The organism is Mesorhizobium sp. P2_F7, assembly GCF_056403695.1.
In genome coordinates this window covers 517979-536171 of record NZ_JBFUFA010000001.1, presented here as the reverse complement: position 1 = coordinate 536171, position 18193 = coordinate 517979, and the positions used below count along the sequence as shown (strand labels likewise).

General features: G+C 62.7%; 16 protein-coding genes. 5 read left to right on the top strand and 11 right to left on the bottom strand.

Annotation, left to right across the window (positions count from 1 at the left end; genetic code table 11):
• Positions 1-3: 3 nt before the first annotated feature.
• The 3 genes from AC1DZ8_RS02445 to nhaA all read left to right on the top strand — a co-directional run bounded on the left by AC1DZ8_RS02445 (position 4) and on the right by nhaA (position 3502).
• The gene (locus AC1DZ8_RS02445; RefSeq protein ID WP_477300285.1) at positions 4-1329 is read left to right on the top strand and encodes an ActS/PrrB/RegB family redox-sensitive histidine kinase; all 1326 of its coding nucleotides are present in this window, start codon (positions 4-6) and stop codon (positions 1327-1329) included.
• Between the two features lie 144 nt (positions 1330-1473).
• Positions 1474-2037, top strand: coding sequence for an ActR/PrrA/RegA family redox response regulator transcription factor (locus tag AC1DZ8_RS02440; RefSeq protein WP_023672848.1), 564 nt, complete (start codon positions 1474-1476; stop codon positions 2035-2037).
• Positions 2038-2314: 277 nt separating this feature from the next.
• Positions 2315-3502 (top strand): Na+/H+ antiporter NhaA, encoded by a 1188-nt coding sequence (gene nhaA / locus AC1DZ8_RS02435; protein ID WP_477300289.1) that lies wholly within the window; start codon positions 2315-2317, stop codon positions 3500-3502.
• Here the strand turns inward: nhaA and AC1DZ8_RS02430 are convergent.
• The 3 genes from AC1DZ8_RS02430 to AC1DZ8_RS02420 form a co-directional block, all read right to left on the bottom strand.
• Positions 3499-4524: an RNA polymerase subunit sigma-70 gene (locus tag AC1DZ8_RS02430; protein WP_477400293.1), complete on the bottom strand. Its 1026-nt coding sequence runs from the start codon at positions 4522-4524 to the stop codon at positions 3499-3501. The genes nhaA and AC1DZ8_RS02430 overlap by 4 nt on opposite strands.
• Before the next feature lie 42 nt (positions 4525-4566).
• Positions 4567-5313 (bottom strand): SDR family NAD(P)-dependent oxidoreductase, encoded by a 747-nt coding sequence (locus AC1DZ8_RS02425; protein WP_477300293.1) that lies wholly within the window; start codon positions 5311-5313, stop codon positions 4567-4569.
• Between the two features lie 685 nt (positions 5314-5998).
• On the bottom strand, positions 5999-6499 hold the full coding sequence (locus AC1DZ8_RS02420) for an MmcB family DNA repair protein (RefSeq protein WP_477300295.1): 501 nt from the start codon (positions 6497-6499) through the stop codon (positions 5999-6001).
• A 976-nt stretch (positions 6500-7475) separates the two neighbouring features.
• On the opposite strand from AC1DZ8_RS02420, the gene AC1DZ8_RS02415 reads away from it, so the two are divergent.
• Positions 7476-7619: a hypothetical protein gene (locus tag AC1DZ8_RS02415; protein ID WP_477300296.1), complete on the top strand. Its 144-nt coding sequence runs from the start codon at positions 7476-7478 to the stop codon at positions 7617-7619.
• 173 nt (positions 7620-7792) lie between these two features.
• Here the strand turns inward: AC1DZ8_RS02415 and AC1DZ8_RS02410 are convergent, their stop codons facing one another.
• Positions 7793-8188, bottom strand: a complete 396-nt coding sequence (locus AC1DZ8_RS02410) for a hypothetical protein (protein WP_477300298.1) — start codon at positions 8186-8188, stop codon at positions 7793-7795.
• Positions 8189-8724: 536 nt separating this feature from the next.
• A complete protein-coding gene (gene cueR, locus AC1DZ8_RS02405; RefSeq protein ID WP_477300300.1) occupies positions 8725-9144 on the bottom strand; it encodes a Cu(I)-responsive transcriptional regulator in 420 nt (139 codons plus the stop codon).
• A gap of 239 nt (positions 9145-9383) precedes the next feature.
• Between cueR and AC1DZ8_RS02400 the strand changes: the two genes are divergently transcribed.
• Positions 9384-10001: a L,D-transpeptidase gene (locus AC1DZ8_RS02400; RefSeq protein WP_477300301.1), complete on the top strand. Its 618-nt coding sequence runs from the start codon at positions 9384-9386 to the stop codon at positions 9999-10001.
• 103 nt (positions 10002-10104) lie between these two features.
• Here the strand turns inward: AC1DZ8_RS02400 and AC1DZ8_RS02395 are convergent, their stop codons facing one another.
• From AC1DZ8_RS02395 to AC1DZ8_RS02370, 6 genes are all read right to left on the bottom strand, one after another.
• Positions 10105-10674 (bottom strand): NifU family protein, encoded by a 570-nt coding sequence (locus AC1DZ8_RS02395; protein ID WP_023685140.1) that lies wholly within the window; start codon positions 10672-10674, stop codon positions 10105-10107.
• 278 nt (positions 10675-10952) lie between these two features.
• Positions 10953-11444 carry a universal stress protein gene (locus AC1DZ8_RS02390; protein ID WP_023672856.1) on the bottom strand — a complete coding sequence of 164 codons (492 nt, stop codon included), beginning with the start codon at positions 11442-11444 and terminating at the stop codon, positions 10953-10955.
• Between the two features lie 104 nt (positions 11445-11548).
• A complete protein-coding gene (gene trpS / locus AC1DZ8_RS02385; RefSeq protein ID WP_477300304.1) occupies positions 11549-12616 on the bottom strand; it encodes a tryptophan--tRNA ligase in 1068 nt (355 codons plus the stop codon).
• Positions 12617-12730: 114 nt separating this feature from the next.
• Complete coding sequence (murJ, locus tag AC1DZ8_RS02380) at positions 12731-14338, bottom strand: murein biosynthesis integral membrane protein MurJ (RefSeq protein WP_477300306.1); 1608 nt, start codon at positions 14336-14338, stop codon at positions 12731-12733.
• 58 nt (positions 14339-14396) lie between these two features.
• The gene (locus AC1DZ8_RS02375) at positions 14397-17192 is read right to left on the bottom strand and encodes a [protein-PII] uridylyltransferase (protein ID WP_477300308.1); all 2796 of its coding nucleotides are present in this window, start codon (positions 17190-17192) and stop codon (positions 14397-14399) included.
• Positions 17193-17225: 33 nt separating this feature from the next.
• Positions 17226-18068: a glycosyltransferase family 25 protein gene (locus AC1DZ8_RS02370; protein ID WP_477300310.1), complete on the bottom strand. Its 843-nt coding sequence runs from the start codon at positions 18066-18068 to the stop codon at positions 17226-17228.
• Positions 18069-18193: the final 125 nt, after the last annotated feature.

Sequence of the window (18193 nt, the reverse complement as noted above, 5' to 3'; positions counted from 1 at the left end):
GCCATGATCAAAATTCTGCACGCGCCAGACTTCCAGCAAAGCCAGCGGCTGCGCCTCAACACGCTGATCCGGCTGCGCTGGCTGGCCATTGTCGGCCAGAGCCTGACCGTGCTGGTCGTCGCCTATGGGCTGAAGTTTCCGCTGCCGGTCAGCCTCTGCTTTGCGCTGATCGCCTGCTCGGCCTGGCTCAACCTGGTGCTGACCTTCCGCTATCCGGCAGCGCACCGGCTGACCCCGTTCCCGGCCTTCTTCATCCTGACCTTCGACAGCCTGCAGCTTGCCGGCCTGCTCTACATGACCGGCGGTCTCACCAATCCGTTTTCGCTGCTGATGACCGTGCCTGTGGTCGTTTCGGCGACATCGTTGCCACTGCGTCTCACAGCCATTCTTGGCGGGCTGGTGATCGTGGGGGCAAGCTTGCTGGTGTTCTTCCATCTGCCGCTGCCCTGGTACGAGGGCGCGCCACTGCCCATGCCGTTCATCTATGTCGCCGGCATATGGATGGCGGTGTTTTCCTCGATCGCCTTCACCGCCATCTACGCCTTCCGCGTCGCCGAGGAAGCCCGCCTGCTCGCCAACGCGCTTGCCGCCACCGAACTGGTGCTGCAGCGCGAGCAGCATCTGTCGGCGCTGGATGGCTTGGCTGCCGCCGCAGCACACGAGCTCGGCACGCCGCTCGCCACCATCGCCCTTGTCTCCAAGGAGATGGAAAAGGCGCTGGGCGACGACCCGAAATACGCAGAGGACGTCAAGCTGCTGCGGTCGCAGAGCGAGCGCTGCCGCGAGATCCTGAAGCGGCTGACCAGCCTGTCCTCCGAGGGTGAGGCGCATCTGTCGCGGCTGCCGCTGACCTCGCTGGTCGAGGAGGTGACGGCGCCGCACCGCGATTTCGGCATCTCGATCAAGCTGCGGCCGGGCGAGCGCATCGGCCCCGAACCCGTGGGACGGCGCAACCCCGGCGTCATCTATGGCCTCGGCAATCTGGTCGAGAACGCGGTCGACTTCGCCCGCAAGACCGTCACCGTACGCTGGAGCTGGGACGAGCTCGACGTCACCTTCTCGATCATCGACGACGGGCCGGGCTTTCCGCCCGAAATCATCGATCGCATCGGCGAGCCCTATATGTCGACGCGCCAGGGCAACGAAGCTGGCGGCGGCCTGGGTCTCGGGCTCTTCATCGCCAAAACCTTGCTCGAACGCTCCGGTGCCACACTCGATTTCCGCAATTCGAGCGGGTTGGGCGAGGGCGCCATCGTACAGATATCGTGGCCGCGCACCGTCTTCCTCAACCCGGAATCGGTGGGAACCTCGATGTTCGACACCGCCTGAAGCATTTTGATTTGGCGCATGATCCTTTCTGAAAATCGACTACGATTTTCGGGGTCATGCACTGGCTGAGACCGGCAAAATTGGACAATGGCGTTCAGGAACTATATCTGCGTAAAATTAAGGCAGCAGGATTTTTGAAAGACGATGACTGGCGAAGAAGCAATAGGCGCAATGGTTGAAGGCGAGGATACCTCGCTGCTGATCGTCGACGACGACAAGCCGTTCCTGACGCGGCTGGCGCGGGCCATGGAAACCAGGGGTTTCGTGGTCGAGACGGCCGAGAGCGTCGAGGAGGCGGTGGCCAAGGCGCGCGCCCATCCGCCGGCCTATGCGGTGGTCGACATGCGGCTTGGCGACGGCAATGGCCTCGACGTCGTCGCCGCCATCCGCGAGAAGCGCGACGATGCCCGCACGGTCATCCTCACCGGCTATGGCAACATCGCCACTGCGGTGACGGCGGTGAAGCTCGGCGCCATCGACTATCTGTCGAAACCCGCCGATGCCGATGATGTGTTTGCAGCACTTACCCGCACCGCTGGCGAACGCGCCGCCCCGCCCGAAAACCCGATGTCGGCCGACCGCGTGCGCTGGGAACACATCCAGCGCGTCTACGAAATGTGCGACCGCAACGTCTCCGAAACCGCACGCCGGCTGAACATGCACCGCCGCACGCTGCAGCGGATACTGGCCAAGCGCGCACCGCGTTAAGGCACCAATAGCGCAGGCCAATCGTCGAGGTTAGCACCGCCCCTCATTGCCCTGCCGGGCATTTCTCCCGTGAACGGGGAGAAAGAAGCTGGCCGCAACGCCGGCGAGTGGCGAGACCGTCGATGACAGCGCCCCTCGCCCCGTTTACGGGGAGAGGATTCCGGCAGGCAGGTGAAGGGCAGCGCCGGCGCTTGGCAAGTGAGACGCTTGCCCAGCCATCGAGCTTTGCGCATCATCGCAAACAACGCTGGAGGACCAGCCCGGTAACGGAGGAAGCATGCGCGACGAGCGGCCGAAATCGATCCTTCGCGAATTCCTCGATGGCGAGGCGGCGGGCGGCATCATCCTGATGGTGGCGGCAGCGCTCGCGCTGATCGTCGCCAATTCGCCGATGGCCGAAACCTATTTCGCCGCTCTCCACGCCTATCTCGGCCCGCTCAGTCTCTCGCACTGGATCAATGACGGACTGATGGCGGTGTTCTTCCTGCTGGTCGGCCTCGAGATCAAGCGCGAGATGCTCGACGGCCAGCTCTCGACCTGGCCGCGCCGCGTGCTGCCGGGCGTCGCCGCCGCCGGCGGCATGCTGGTGCCGGCGCTGGTCTATGTCGCCATCAACCGCAACAATCCGGCCGCGCTCTCCGGCTGGGCGATCCCGACCGCCACCGACATCGCCTTTGCGCTCGGCGTGCTGTCACTGCTCGGCAACCGCGTGCCGGCATCGCTGAAGATTTTCCTCACCGCGCTCGCCATCATCGACGATCTCGGCGCCGTCATCATCATCGCCATCTTCTACACAAGCGGGCTGTCGCTGGCCTATCTCGGCGCCGCCTTTGCCGTCATCGCGGTGCTCATCGTGCTGAACCGCATGCGGGTGACGACGCTGGCGCCCTACCTCGTGCTCGGCGCCGTGCTGTGGGTGCTGGTGCTGAAATCCGGCGTGCATGCGACCCTGGCCGGCGTGGCGCTGGCGCTGACCATCCCGCTCAAGGTCTCTCCCGGCAGCGGCCACGATCTCGACCATTCGCCGCTGCACCGGCTCGAACACGGCCTGCACAAAATTGTGCCCTTCTTCGTCATCCCGATTTTCGGCTTTGCCAATGCCGGCGTGTCGCTGGCCGGTCTCAGCGCCGCTGCTTTGGTCGAGCCTTTGACGCTCGGCGTCGCCGCCGGCCTGGTGCTGGGCAAATTGGTCGGCGTGTTCGGCTCGTCCGCACTGGCGATCCGGCTCGGCTTTGCCGACCTGCCGGTCAATGCCGGCTGGCTGCACATGGCCGGCATTTCGCTGCTCTGCGGCATCGGCTTCACTATGAGCCTGTTCATCGGCCTGCTCGCCTTCGCCAGCGACGTGGCGCTGCAGGACGCGGTCAAGGTCGGCATCCTCGCGGGCTCGCTGATCGCTGCGCTGCTCGGTGCCGCCGTGCTGCTGATGGCGCCGGCCGCGGAGGAGATTGAGGAAGAAGACTAGATTGGCGGCAGGCCGAAAGCCGCAAACAGGTCGGGTCCGAGCGGCGGCACGTAGATCGTCAGCGAGGCGATTTTGCCGTCCGCAGCTTCGATGACATGCAGCGAATGCGGTCGCCATACAAGGTCCTGATGGCTGCATGCGTAGACGCCGACCGCGGGTTGGGCGTTGGCTCCGATGGCGACCGTGCGGTAGCCCGAAAAATTGCCCCAGACGGTCGCCAGGAAAGCATGGATCGCCTCGCGTCCCCGGTACCATTCCTGCCATGGTGGCATGTGGTAGGTGGCGTCCTCCTTCAAGAGCTCGATAAGGCTGTCGAGCCTGGCCGCCTGCCAGGCCTGCATGTAGCGTTCGAGCAGCACGGCCTCTTGCCGGTTGGGCCGCGACCGCTGCTGCGGCCGCCCCTGAGGATATCGCTCGCCCAGCGTTGCGCGCGCCCGCTGCAAGGCGCTGTTGATCGAAGCGGTCGAGCCGCCCAGCAATTGCGCCGTCTCGACAGCCGACCATCCGAGCACATCGCACAAAAGCAGAATGGCCCGCTGCCTGGCGGGCAGAAGCTGGATCGCCGCCACGAAGGCGAGTTGCACCGCCTCGCGAGCTTCGTAGCGCGCTTCCGGCCCGGGCTCGTCGTCAACGAGGTCCGGAAGCTCCGTGTCCGGGTACGGCTCCAGCCAGGTTAACTCGGCGGCGGGCCCGCCAGTGGCCCGCCCGGCGCTCTCCGGTCGTCCGGGCTGCTGGAGGAGGCGATGCGCCGTCGACCGCGCCTTGATGGCGTTGAGGCAGTTGTTGGTGGCGATCGTATAGAGCCAGCCGCGCACCGAGCCTCGCCCATCGTATTGCGACCTGCCGCGCCACGCCCTCAGAAAAGTGTCCTGGACAAGGTCGTCCGCCTCATGCAGCGAGCCCATCATCCGATAGCAATGGAGTTTGAGTTCGCGGCGGTGGGCCGCCGTGAGACGCTCGAAGGCCGACCGATCGAGGATCGGCCGGCCCAGTGGCTCAACGGGGCCAGGAGCATCTGTCATAGCAAGCCTGCGGTGCTGAAATCGCCTTGCATCCTGAGCGCCTCACGCCGCCGCCGCAAGTCCGCTGCCGCTGACGGTGAAGGAACTGCCTTCCGATTTGCCGGTGGCGAGCGCGACCACCGCGCGGCCGACATCGGCCGGCGTCTGCAAGTCGGTCATGCTGGCAAGGACGTCTGCAGGCCGGATGCCCAGATAGGCCGCAAAGCCATCGAGCCCGGCATCGCCTATGCCGGTCCCTGGCATGATGCGAGCCGGTGCGAGCGCCATAAAGCGCAGGTCCAGTCCAAGCCGATCCGATTCCTTTTGGCAATGACCGGCCAGGAACATCTGCATGCGTTTTGCGCCTGCATACCCGCCGGAGAACGGAGGTCCGCCGCTGAAGGCTGCGCCGCTGGAGATCAGCACAACCCGGCTCCCCGGCTTCAACCGGCCCTGGAGTGCGGCCTTGCAGAACAGGAACGACGCCTTGACGTCCATTTCCCAGTTCACCGAGAAGTCCTCCCAGCTCTGATCCTGGACGGGCGCGGACGGCGCAAGGGCGCCGGCGCAGATCACCAGCACGTTAGGCTCGAGCGCGGCGAAAACCGCATCGGGTGCGGTCTCGTCGGTGGCGTCGACCGCAAGCGTCTTCACACCCGATGTCTCCCAGGAGAGTTCCTTCAGCGCGGCTGCACCGCGGGCAACGGCGAGCACTGTCGCGCCCTCGCCAAGCGCGGCCTGCACGATCGAGCGGCCGACGCCCCGGCTGCCTCCGATGACGACGACATTCTGACCTTGCAACGATCCCATGGACTACCTCTCTTTCCGGCCGCCGGACCATCCAGACGCGCCTACTGATCAGGACAGCGCGGGCAGGCGGAAATCATCGGTGCGAGGTCGAAAATTTTCCATTCTGATGACTTCGAATTGATCAAAAGGAACATCTCCAAGAGTGGTGACGTGCTCGAAATGGTCTTAAAATCATCGAAGGGGGTTCACTCGGGTATGGGGTAGCAAAAATGATCTTCCGCACAACAAGTGTCATAGCGATGTTTGTGCTTCTGGGGTTCGCGGTCAGTCCGGCAGCGGCCGGGATGACGCGAACTTATGAAAAAACCACATTGGCTGGGCAGGAGATTTTTCTTTTCGGAGGCTCGACTCTAAACCCGGACTGTTCGAAAGCGGGTAAGGATGATCTCAGGGCAACCTCGGGCCCGAGCCATGGAAGATTGAGGATCGTATACGGGAAGACCTATTCGCATTATTCGAAGAAAGATCAGCGCTCGAGTTGTAATTCTCGGAAGGTCGACGGCATCAAAGTTTTGTACAGATCGAATCCTGGGTTCAAAGGCTGGGACAAGGTGACCTTGGCCGTCCATACCTACTTCGGGCGTGCATCCAACGCTGTCATAAACATCAAGGTTGAATAGCGCCGGCCGGTCGGAAGCCCGCGTCGGGATGCCGGCGCGCCCGACCTGTCACCACGGCGGCGAACCTATTCGCTCTCGCCCTCGAGCGCCGGTACAGCCACCCCGGCAAGCTCCGCCGCCAGCAGCCGCGCTGCACCCGCCCGCGCAATGCGCAACATCAGCGCCTTGCGCGTCGCCGCCGCCATGCGGTGCTCAGGCGCATCGCGCAGGATCTCGGCGCCGTAGCCGTCGGAAAGGATGAACCCGCATTCCTCGGGAAAAATCTCCGAGGGCACACCGGGATGGGTGGCGAAGAAGAAGCGGTCGGAATGCAGCCGGTAATCCGGCCATTTGCGGTCGACGCGAAAATCCTCGATCGAGGATTTGATCTCGATGATCCAGATGTCGCCCTGCCGGGTCAGCGCCACCAGATCGGCGCGCCGGCCTGTGGCCAGCGACAGTTCAGGCAGCACATGCATGCCCATCTGCATCAACAGCCGCTGCACGCCACGCCGCACCAGCATGGCGCGTTCCGACTGGCGGCCGTCGATCAGGGGATTGAGGGGAATCGGCGAAATGAGAGGCATGGCAGCCACCATGCCAGATTTTGTTCACGGTTTGAACCTGTTTTTGGAAGGGGATTATATATTTGACGGACCCAGCCAAAGGTAGGAATGTCCCGTGGGGTGGATATGGGGCATGGCCTTATGGGCATGACTAGACAGGTTTATGCAGTATTGCAGCGGGTGTCGCTCGCGGGTCTCCTGTCGGTCGCCACGACACCCCCCTCTGCTTCAGAAGAAAAACCCTTTGACAAGCAGCTGCTATACCCAATCGAATTTCGGTGCCCGGATACACATGACGGAGCTGCAGAGCTAATCTTGAAGAACGCCCTTGATCAGACTGAGACCTACCTCATCGTTTACGGACCAAATCGTCGACAAACCCGACTGGTAGTGCTTGGGGCAGAAGCGGGCAGCGCCGAATTCAAGGTCGCCGTCGACATTGATCTCACTACTGCTCTCCTCGATCCAGGCCGAACACCCGAGGTTGGGGCTCTTACTGACGAAATGAAGCAATGGGTGTCCCAAGCATGCGATGGAGGGCCTGAGGCAGCAAATCGCGTCGAGCGACAGTCTGAGGAAAATCGCGCGCTCCTCGCGCGAAATCAGTAGCAGTCACTTCACCCCTTTACGTGCGGGGGTGCGTTTCATTGAGGCTATGACAGCCCGGCACCTCCCCTATGTGGGGCTAACACCCTGAACGTGCTATGATTCGTACGGTGGGCAAGAAGGCAAAACAGAGCCGAGAAGAACCAATCGACCGGGAACGAATGGCCGAAGCGGACTTCTACGCCCGCAGATGCGGCCTAACCCGCGAGGAAGCCTTGAGGCTTCTCAAAGAGGCCAGCCCGTCAAAGACCGGCTCTCAACCGACAGGCAAGGGCAAGAGGCGCTAGGCGCTACCCAGCCGCAGGGGAATGGCTAGCTTGATGGCTTCTCCCGCGCGGCTGCGCTGGGCATGTTATGGGCATTGTGCTACGGTTCAAATGTCGGAGGCAGCATGACCCAGTTAATACTTTCGGGAACGATTGGCGGGCTTCTTGGCACCGGGCTGGCTCTAATTGGTGTCCGGCAGGTGAGGATTCTCGACTGTGTCGTCGTGTTCGGCACATTGATGCTGGGGCTGACGTGGTTTGTGCGCTAGCGCATTGGCGGCTTCACCGGCCCTGTCCCGTTCTGCTGGATGAACGGCGCCCTCTTGTCGGTGATAGTCTCTATCGACTTCAACAACGGCTCATGGATCTCACGAAGGGCGCGGCAGTGCTCGCTGTGGTACGCTAACAGCGGCGATTAGATATTTGACAAACCCTATTTCGACTACCACAGCGACTCAAACAGTCCTTGAGAGATCGTCTCCTCGTAGCAATTGCCGGAAAAGCCAGGATAATCGAGGCGTAGCCTATCGACTGTATCCGCATATGTGAGTCGCCCCTCGCGTATATCATCGCCGGCTTGGTAGGCGTTTCTGAACAGCGCGCTCGCAAGGTGAGTTGCGTCATCGATTTCGCTCTTCGAAAAGCGATATCTTAGGACATTCCAATCAATCGGAGGCAGCTGTTCAGGGATTGGGCCAAACCGCCGACGAAAATTGTTGTAGTGATAAATAGCGAACGTCGCGTCTAGCAGGCCGGCGGTGAGTGCTTCTGCTTCAGCCTTTGCTCGGACGGAAGCTTGATGCTTTTCGATTTCTTCTCTGGTGATCATCCGCGCCATCGCCCCGCTCCACAACTGGAGAATGCGGCTCTTGCCCGGTTCGAGTCCAGATGGGCCAGGTCACCAGCCTCGTCCCGTTCCACCGGATGACGAGCTGTCGTTGCTGACTTTTTTCGGCTTGTCGTCTTTCGGCGGCACCGACTTCGCGACCGTTTTCAAGTTGCAGTCAAGGCTTCCTCTGACTGGTCGGTTTCGAGGTTGCGAGCGGCCTCCTCGAACGTTTCGCGCTGGGTCTTCCCTTTCGTCATGGAAGTGGCACCGGACGGCCCGATCCCTTCGCCTTACGCGATCGCACCATATTCGTCTGGGTGCAGTCTGGTATTGATCCGGGGCGGCCCTATGTCGTGCCAGTCACCTTCCGTTCTTATCTAACAAGACGGCAGGACTAAAGTCTTGCGCCGTGAGGGACGAAGGTCTGATGTAACCGCTTTGGTTCCGGTCTTGTCCATTGGACGTTCCGTATTTTAGCCAAATGAGATGTTAGACCTTTGGAGGATTTCGTGCGCGTCGGCGCCAGTCCATTCCAGCGCAGCCTTTCAAACCGTGGCCGAAGCCGGCCCGTCTCCTAACGCCATTCCCGCAATATCATCCAAAATCGGGCAGTCCGGCCGGTCATCACCATGGCAGGCGTGGATCAGCTTCTGCAGCGTCGCGCGCATCGACTGCAGCTCGCGCACCTTCTCCTCGATGGCGCTGACATGGGCGGCGGCGATCTCGCGCACGTCGTGGCTGGCGCGGCTGCGATCGCGGTAGAGCGCCATCAACTGGCGGCAATCGTCGATTGAAAAGCCCAGGTTGCGGGCACGCCGCAGAAAGGCCAGCCGGTGGATGTCGTCGCCGGAATAATCGCGATAGCCATTGCCGGCGCGCGCCGGCGCGATCAGGCCGATCTCTTCATAGTAGCGGATGGTCTTGGCCGGCAGGCCGGACCGCGCCGCGGCATCGCCAACATTCATAATGGTTCCTCGATGTGGTTCCCTGATTCTGGGCTATCCGACAGGACCGCCCATTGATTTTCCTTCACAATCCTGTGACCCCTGTTGCCGAATTGCCATAGTTGATGGCTTACCGGCATGTAAGCCCTTGCATATAGGCATCGCGTGCTTGGCAAGCAAAGCAAATGCCAGCAAGAATGATTTCAGGAAAAGCGGCCGCAACGTGCCGATCGATTCTGGGCGGGGCATCGGACCATTTCATGCGCATGAAGTCATTTGCAATCGTCGCTGCACTTGCGTTGTCGACCGCGATCTCGGGTTGCAGCACGATCGGCTCGCAGCTCTTCAGCAACAACTACGGTTCGGTGAACGATGCAGGCTATCAGCTGCCGCGCATCCCGATCGAGAAGGTGCCGCTGAAGTATCACCGGCAAGAGGTGAACTACGACACCTCGGAAAAGCCGGGCACCATTGTCGTCGATACCCAGAACAAGTTTCTCTACTTCGTCGAAGGCGACGGCCGGGCGATCCGCTACGGCATCGGCGTCGGCCGCGAAGGTTTTGAATGGCACGGCACCGCCCACATCGCGCTGAAGCGCGAATGGCCGACCTGGACCCCGCCGCGGCAGATGATCCAGCGCCAGCCCGAACTGGCCAAGTTTGCCAGCGGCATGGAGCCGGGCCTGAAGAATCCGCTCGGCGCGCGCGCCATGTACCTGTTCAACAAGGGCGGCGACATGGGCTATCGCCTGCATGGCAGCCCAGAATGGAATTCGATCGGCAAGGCGATGTCGTCGGGCTGCATCCGGCTGATGAACCAGGACATCATCGACCTCTACGACCGCACGTCGGTCGGCGCCAAGGTCATTGTGATGTGACGAGTTTTATGACGCGGACCGTCTAGGCAACAACGGACGTCCCAAACAGAAAACCGGGCAATTTGGCCCGGTTTTTTGTTTTTGGTCCGTTGGGAAAGGCCTTTTAAGAGACCTGCTCGACCTGCTGAACTTCCGGCACGAAATGCCGAAGCAGGTTCTGGATGCCGTGCTTCAGCGTCGCCGTCGACGACGGGCAGCCGGCGCAGGCGCCCTTCATGTGCAGGAACACAGTGCCGTTCTCGAAGCCGCGGAAGGTGATGTCGCCGCCGTCCTGGGCAACCGCCGGGCGCACCCTTGTGTCGAGCAGTTCCTTGATGGTGATGACCAGTTGCTCGTCGGCCTTGTCGTAGAATTCGCCGGTCTGGCTGGTCTCGGCGGCGGGGCCGGCGTTGACCATGACGGGCGCGCCCGACATGAAATGCTCCATGATGGCGCCCAGGATGGCCGGCTTCAGATGCTGCCAGTCGGGGCCGTCCTTGGTCACGGTGATGAAGTCATAGCCGAAGAACACGCCGGTGACGCCGGGGATCTCGAACAGCCGGCCGGCCAGCGGCGAGGCGCTGGCTGCACTGTCGGCATCGCGGAAATCCGCGGTGCCTTCAACAAGCACTTCCTTGCCGGGCAGGAATTTCAATGTTGCCGGGTTCGGCGTCGATTCGGTCTGGATGAACATGGCCGTCTCCGTGCCCCAGTCGGGCAGCTAGTTTGGAATAGTTCTAAATAGGCTCAATCGGCTGGACATTCAAGCGAAACGCGTCGCTAGAAATGGCTGGCTGGCGGAATGTTTTTGCTGGCTCCCGGCCTGCTCGAGGTGTGTTGAGATTCAGGTCAGGCCGAGTCGAGAATAGTGGCGTCCGAGAACCGGAGCGGAGCGTACTAGAAGTACGTGAGCACCGGAAGCGCAGGACGCCGCCATTCGCAGGCTGGCATCACCTGAATATCAATACACCTTCAGGCGAGGCTGTCGATCTCCTCGTCCGACAGATTCTGCGGCACCACTGTGACCGGAATGGGGAAGGCGGCGCCCTTGCCGGCGACAGCGCCGACCAAGGGACCAGGCCCTTCCTTGCCGGCGCCTGCCGCCAGCACCAGGATGGCGATGTCCTGGTCTTCCTCGATCAGCTTGTGGATCTCCTCGGTCGGCTTGCCTTCGCGCACCACCATTTCGGGCTCGATGCCGAGCTTCTGACGCACCTTGTTGGCATAGCCGTCGAGCGCAGCGCGCGCCGTGGCGTTGGCTTCCTCGCGCATGATCTTCTCAACACCCAGCCAGTGCTGAAAGTCGTCCGGCGTGATGATGTAGAGCAGCACCAGCGTCCCACTGGTGCTCTGCGCCCGCTTCGAAGCGTAGGCGACGGCGCGCTCGCACTCCGGCGTGTCGTCGATGATCGTCAGGAATTTCCTGCGATGGCCGGCTTCGCGACTGAGGCGTTTGGAGACCATGTCTATCTACTCGATGCTATTTCGGCCGCAATCTGCCACCCGCGCCGGCCGGCCGCAAGCGGCCGGCCTTGTGCCAGTATGGTGCGGTGCACAGGCGATGCAGATCAGCCCTGCAGCAGGCCGACAATGTCGCGCACGGTTTTCATCGTGGTCTCGGCCAGCACGCCGGCGCGCTCGCCGCCATCCTTCAGCACCGCGTCGACATAGGCGCGGTCGCCTTCGATGCGGCGCATCTCGCCGGCGATCGGCGCCAGTTTTTCCACGGCAAGGTCGGCCAGCGCCGGCTTGAACACCGAAAACTGCTGACCGCCGAACTCCTTCAGCACGTCGGCCTTCGACATCTCGGCCAGCCCGGCATAGATGCCGACCAGATTTTCCGCTTCCGGCCGGCTTTCCAGGCCGTCGACCTCGCTCGGCAAGGCCTCCGGGTCGGTCTTGGCCTTGCGGATCTTCTTCGAAATGGTGTCTGCATCGTCGGTCAGATTGATGCGCGACAGGTCGGACGGGTCCGATTTCGACATCTTCTTGGAGCCGTCGCGCAGGCTCATGATGCGCGCCGCCGGGCCGCCGATGACGGGTTCGGTGATCGGGAAAAAGCCGTTCACCGTCTCTTCGCCGACCTGCATCTCGACGCCGACGCCAAGGCTGGCGATGCGGCTCGAAAAGTCGTTGTTGAATTTCTGCGCGATGTCGCGGGTCAGCTCCAGATGCTGCTTCTGGTCCTCGCCCACCGGCACATGGGTGGCGCGATAGAGCAGGATGTCGGCCGCCATCAGCGAAGGGTAGGCGAGCAGGCCGAGCGAAGCATTCTCGCGGTCCTTGCCGGCCTTGTCCTTGAACTGCGTCATCTTGTTCATCCAGCCGATGCGCGCCACGCAGTTGAAGATCCAGGCAAGCTCGGCATGCTGCATCACCCGCGACTGGTTGAAGACGATGTGCTTCGTCGGGTCGATGCCGGAGGCAAGGAAGGCGGCGGTGATCGAGCGGGTCTGGTCGGCAAGGTCGTCATGGACGAGCTGCGCGGTCAGCGAATGCAGGTCGACGACGCAATAGATGCAGTCGGACGTGTCCTGGAGCGCAACGAATTTCTTGATGGCGCCGAGATAGTTGCCGAGATGCAGATTGCCGGTCGGCTGGACGCCGGAAAAGACGAGTTGTTTGAAGGCGGTCATGATGTCCTCATGGCTTGTGGAGGGCCGTTTCGCGCGCGGCGAAAGTCTTTCGACGGCGCGCTTATGGACGAGAGCGGCCTTGCGATCAAGACCGGCGCCGTCGGGCTGCCCCGACTACTCGTCCAGTTCGGTGTTTGCGGCGGGTGGGGTTGCTTTGCCAGAGCCGCGTTTCACATTCCGGCGGATCATGCCGAAATCGGCGCCGCCGGTGGCAAAGGCGGTGACGAAATAGAGAGCCGCGCCGCAGGCGACCAGCGCCAGCAGCGTCGTCGCCTTGATCACCAATGGCGAGCCGGGGCCGAGCCTGACCGCCAGCCAGTGTTCGGCGAAATAGAGCGCCGCCGCCATCACCACCGCCGACAGCACCAGGCGCGGGATGCGCTTCAGCAGCGGCACGTCGCGGCCCCAATGGCCGCGCCGGATCAAGACGGCAAGCAGCATCACCGCATTGACCCAGCCGGCGACGGCCGAGGCCACCGCGATGCCGGGCGCGCCCATCCTGGGAAACAGCGTCAGCGCGGTCGCGACGTTCACGCCCACCGAAATGGCGGCGAACATCATCGGCGTGCGCGTGTCTTCGCGGGCGAAATAGCCGGGGGTGAAGGCCTTGATCAGCACGAAGGCGGGCAGGCCAAGGCCGAAGATCGCCAGGATCGCAGCCACCGTCGGTGTCGAATGGTTGGCGGCAAAGGCGCCGCGCTCATAGACCAGCCGTACGATCGGCTCGGACATAACCCACAGCGCGGCCGCCGCCGGCAAGGTCATGAACAGCGTGAATTCGACCGAGCGGTTCTGCAGATTGGCGGCCTCGACCAGATTGCCCGACTTCAGCGCCCGCGACAATTCCGGCAACAGCACGATCGCCACCGCGACGCCGACGACGCCGAGCGGCAGCTGGTAGATGCGGTCGGCGTAGGCGAGTGATGACACGGCACTGTCCTGCGCCGAGGCGATCGCCGTGCCGATCAGCTGGTTGATCTGGGTGATGCCGCCGGTGATCGCCGCTGGCAGCGCCAGGATCAGCAGCCGCTTGACGTTGGGCGTCATTTTCGGCCGGCGAAAACCGATTGCGATGCCGGCATTGCGCACCGCCACCCAGACGATGGCAAGCTGCACCAGTCCGGCCGCCAGCACGCCCCAGGACAGGCTGAAGCCGACTTCGCGAGCATCCATGCCGTGGTACCAGGCATAACCAAGCACGCTGATCAGGATGATGTTGAGGAAGGCGGGTGCGACGGCTGCCGCGAAATAGCGGCGCAGCGAATTCAGCATGCCGGCCATCATCGCCGCCAGCGACATGCAGATGAGATACGGGAACATGATCGTCGCAAGCAGGACGGTGGTCTCGAACTTGCCCGGCGTGTCGGCAAACCCCGGCGCCACCAGATAGCGCACGATCAGCGGCATCGCCAGTTCCATGATGATGGTCAGCGCCAGCAGCGCCGAGAACAGCACGCCGAACACTTCCTCCGAAAAGCGCTTGGCGCCGTCGGTGCCGTGCGTCTCGATCTCCTTGGCAAACAGCGGCACGAAGGCGGCGTTGAAGGCGCCTTCGGCAAACAGCCGGCGAAACGTGTTGGGAAACTGAAAGGCGGCGTTGAAGGCGTCCGCCACCGGTCCGGTACCGAGTGCAGCCGCCATCAGCATCTCGCGGCCAAAGCCGAGCGCGCGGCTCATCAGCGTGCCGGACGCAACCGTGGCGAATTTCTTGACGAGGCTCATGCGCGGGAAGATTGCCTGGATGATTGGGAAAAAGGGGGTGATTGGGACAAAGTGATGGTCACTCAGCCGCCGCCTTGGCCTTGCCACCGCGCTCCGGGGCAATGCCCTCGAGTGCGGCGATCAGCCTGGTGCGGATGGCGGCGGTGCGCGCCGGGCTGTCGATCTTCTGTCCGGTCAAGTCGGTGACATAGAAAGTATCGATGACCTTCTCGCCGAAGGTGGTGATGTGGGCCGAGGCGATGTCGAGCGACAGGTCGGACAACGCACTGGTGATCTCCGACAACAGGCCGGGCCGGTCGAGCCCCTCGACCTCGACCACCGAAAACCGGTTCGACAGCGTGTTGCGGATTTCGGCGCGCGGCGGAATTTTGAACACCTTGGCGCCGCGCCGCGGCCGGGTGCGCTTCTCGATCATTTCCGGCAGCCAGCTCTTGCCCGACAGCACGTCTTCGATCAGCCGGCCGACGCGCTCGGCGCGGCGGCGCTCGTCCTCGTCGCGGTCGAACTCCCGCGAGATCAGGATAATGTCCAGGGCGCGGCCGTCGGACGTGGTGAAGATCTGCGCGTCGACGATGTTGCCGCCGGCGCCCGCACAGGCCCCGGCAATGACCGAAAGCAGACGCGGATGGTCCTGCGCCAAAACGGTGATCTCGGTCACAGCTTCGAACTGGTGGGTCCTGACCACGGTGGCGAGCTTCTTGCCGGCCGCGTCCGCCTCGCGGATGAATTCGGCATGGCGCAGCTGATCGGCGAGATCGACGGTCAACAGATAATTCTCATAGTGCAGGCCGACATAGCGCTTGCGCGCCTTGTCCGGCCAGTCGGCCAGCGCCTCGGCCAGACGTTCGCGTGATGCCGCCGTGCGCTGGGCGCGCGACACTTCCGAGAAGCCGCCGGTCAACAAGAGTTCGGTCTCGTAGTAGAGCGTGCGCAGGAGCTGACCTTTCCAGCCATTCCAGACGCCTGGTCCGACGCCTCTGATGTCGCACACAGTGAGGATCAGCAGCATCTTCAGCCGTTCGACCGACTGCACGATCGCGGCGAAATCCTCGATCGTCTTGCGGTCGTTGAGGTCGCGCGTCTGCGCCGTCATCGACATCACCAGATGGTTCTCGACCAGCCAGGCGACGGTCTCGGTATCGGCGGCCGACAGTCCCATATGCGGGCAGATGCGCCGCGCTATCCGGGCGCCGGCCTCGGAGTGATCCTCCGGCCGGCCCTTGGCGATGTCATGCAAGAGCACGGCGACATAGAGCGCCTCGCGGCTCTTCTTCAGCCCCGGCATCAGCGTGTGCGACAGCGGATGCACCTTCTCGCCGTCGCCGCGCTCGATCTCGGCCAAAACGCCGATGCAGCGGATGAGGTGCTCGTCCACCGTATAGTGGTGGTACATCGAGAACTGCATCATGGCGACGATCTTGCCGAAGTCGGGGATCAGCTTGCCGAGCAGGCCGGCCTCGTTCATGCGCCGCAGATTGAGCTCGGCATTGCGGTCCGAGGTCAGGATGTCGAGGAACAGCCGGTTGGCCTCCTCGTCGCGCCGCAGCGACTTGTTGACCAGACCGAGCGAACGGGTGAGCAGCTTCAGCGCATCGGGATGGAATTCCAGCCCGTGCTTGTCGGCGAACCAGAACAGCCTGAGCAGATTGACCGGGTCGCGCTCGAACACCGTGTCGTCGGCGACGTTGATGCGATGGTTGTCGACGATAAAATCGGACGTGCCGGCCAGCTTGCGCTTGCGGCGCTGGAAGGTGAGGAAGATGCGGTTGAAGCCCGGAACGTGCTTGGCCTGCTCCTCCTCGAGCGCGGCGCAGAAGATGCGGGTCAGGTCGCCGACATCCTTGGCGACGAGAAAATAGTGCTTCATGAAGCGCTCGACCGCCGACAGGCCGGGATGGGTGGTGTAGCCGAGACGCTCGGCGATCTCGCGCTGGATGTCGAAATGCAGCCGCTCTTCGGGCTTGCCGGTGAGGAAATGCATGTGGCAGCGCACCGCCCACAGAAAGTCCTCGGCCTTGAGGAATTCCCTGTATTCGGCTTCGGTGAAAACAGCCTTGTCGACCAATTCCTCGCCGGTGCGCACGCGATAAAAATATTTGGCGATCCAGAACAGCGTCTGCAAATCGCGCAGGCCGCCCTTGCCGTCCTTGACGTTTGGCTCGACCAGATAGCGGCTTTCGCCGGCCTTGGCATGGCGCTCGTCGCGTTCGGCGAGCTTGGCCTGCACATATTCCGGTCCCGTGGTGCGCACCACTTCATGGTCGAAGCGGGTTAGCAATTCGTCAAAGAGCTTTTGCTCGCCCCACAGGAACCGGGCCTCCAGGATCGAGGTGCGGATGGTGATGTCGCTGCGCGACAGCCTCAGGCACTCGTCGATGTTGCGGGTGGCGTGGCCGACCTTCAGTCCGAGGTCCCACAGCATATAGAGCATGTATTCGACGATCTGCTCGCCCCACGGCGTCTGCTTGTAGGGCAGCAGGAACAACAGGTCGATGTCGGAACCCGGCGCCAGCGTGCCGCGGCCATAGCCGCCGACGGCAACGACAGCCATGCGCTCGGCGGTCGACGGGTTTTTCACGCGATAGACATGGGTCGCGGCGAATTCGTAGAGGGCGCGGATGATCTCGTCCATGAGATGCGACAGCCGGGCGGCGCAGGCGGCGCCGCTGCCATCGTCCATCAACATGCGCTCGGCGACCTTGCGGCCCTCGGTCAGCCGACCCTTGAGCAGCCTGAGCGCGCCGACGCGCGCCCCGGGCTCGGCGCCGTTGCCGGCCGAGGTCAGCGCCGTCATCTCGCGGCGCAGGGCGTCGCTGTCGATCAACTCGTCGAGTTTGAGGGAGATTTTTGCCATAAGTTGCCGGTTGGCCTCGCCTTTCGGCGGCGTCTATAGCGCGTTTTCACGATGCTGGGTATGGGGCGGACGGACGCGTCGGCCGCGAAACTCGAACGGGATGATTTTCTCCCGCCGTAACCGGAAGAGATCGGCGATTTGCCTCGCCAGCCGCTTGGCCTCGATCCCCACCTTGGTGGCAATCGGCTTATGGCGTTTTTTATCCCGGCCGCTTGCCACCCATTCCTCCGTGCGATTCTGCTTGAGCAGGCTCGGCAGTCTCACCGGACTGCCGCCAAGGAACTGAGCCTGCAGGCACAAAGCCGGCACAAGCTGATAAATGACGTCGCGGGACGAGGTCGCAAAACGCGGATTGAAGACGAGCTGATCGACGGGAATGGCAATGTCATTCGTTGCTTCGATGAGATCTCGGGCGGCCTGTCTCGACAGGATGTACCCGGCCGTACCGATATGGACGGCGTACAGCCTGCTCGCAGAAAAACCGTTGCCACAGGCAACCTTCTTGCGTGAAATCACGGTTCGATTGAAGAACGTTTCCAGCTTGACGATGTCCGCATCGGCGGGAATCCAGCCCACATCGGCAAGCAAAGCGCCGGCATTGTCAGCGAAGACGACATCGTCCTCGAAGATGGCGCCATAGGCGTCATCGCCTGCCGCAATGATCGACCAGCATTGTTTATGGCTGAGCAGGCAGGCGATCTCGCCGTCAGCCATACGCAACTGCTTCTTGCCCTGCGACATTTCGGCCAGATCCGGCCGATCGCGCGCGTCGATGGCGACGACCCGTTCAAAGGCGATGCCTATGCGGGCGAACTCGGCCGACACGTGGGCGAGGCGGTCGCGGGACCGATCGAGATTGATAACCAGGCATTTCATTTAGGTGGGATCGATGCAGTGGATGCGGGTGGTCGCGTCCATAACATAGGAAAGAAATTGCGTAAGCGATTTTCCCTCGATGCCGTCAGATGGCGGCCATGATCGAAAAGTCGAAATCGCCCCTT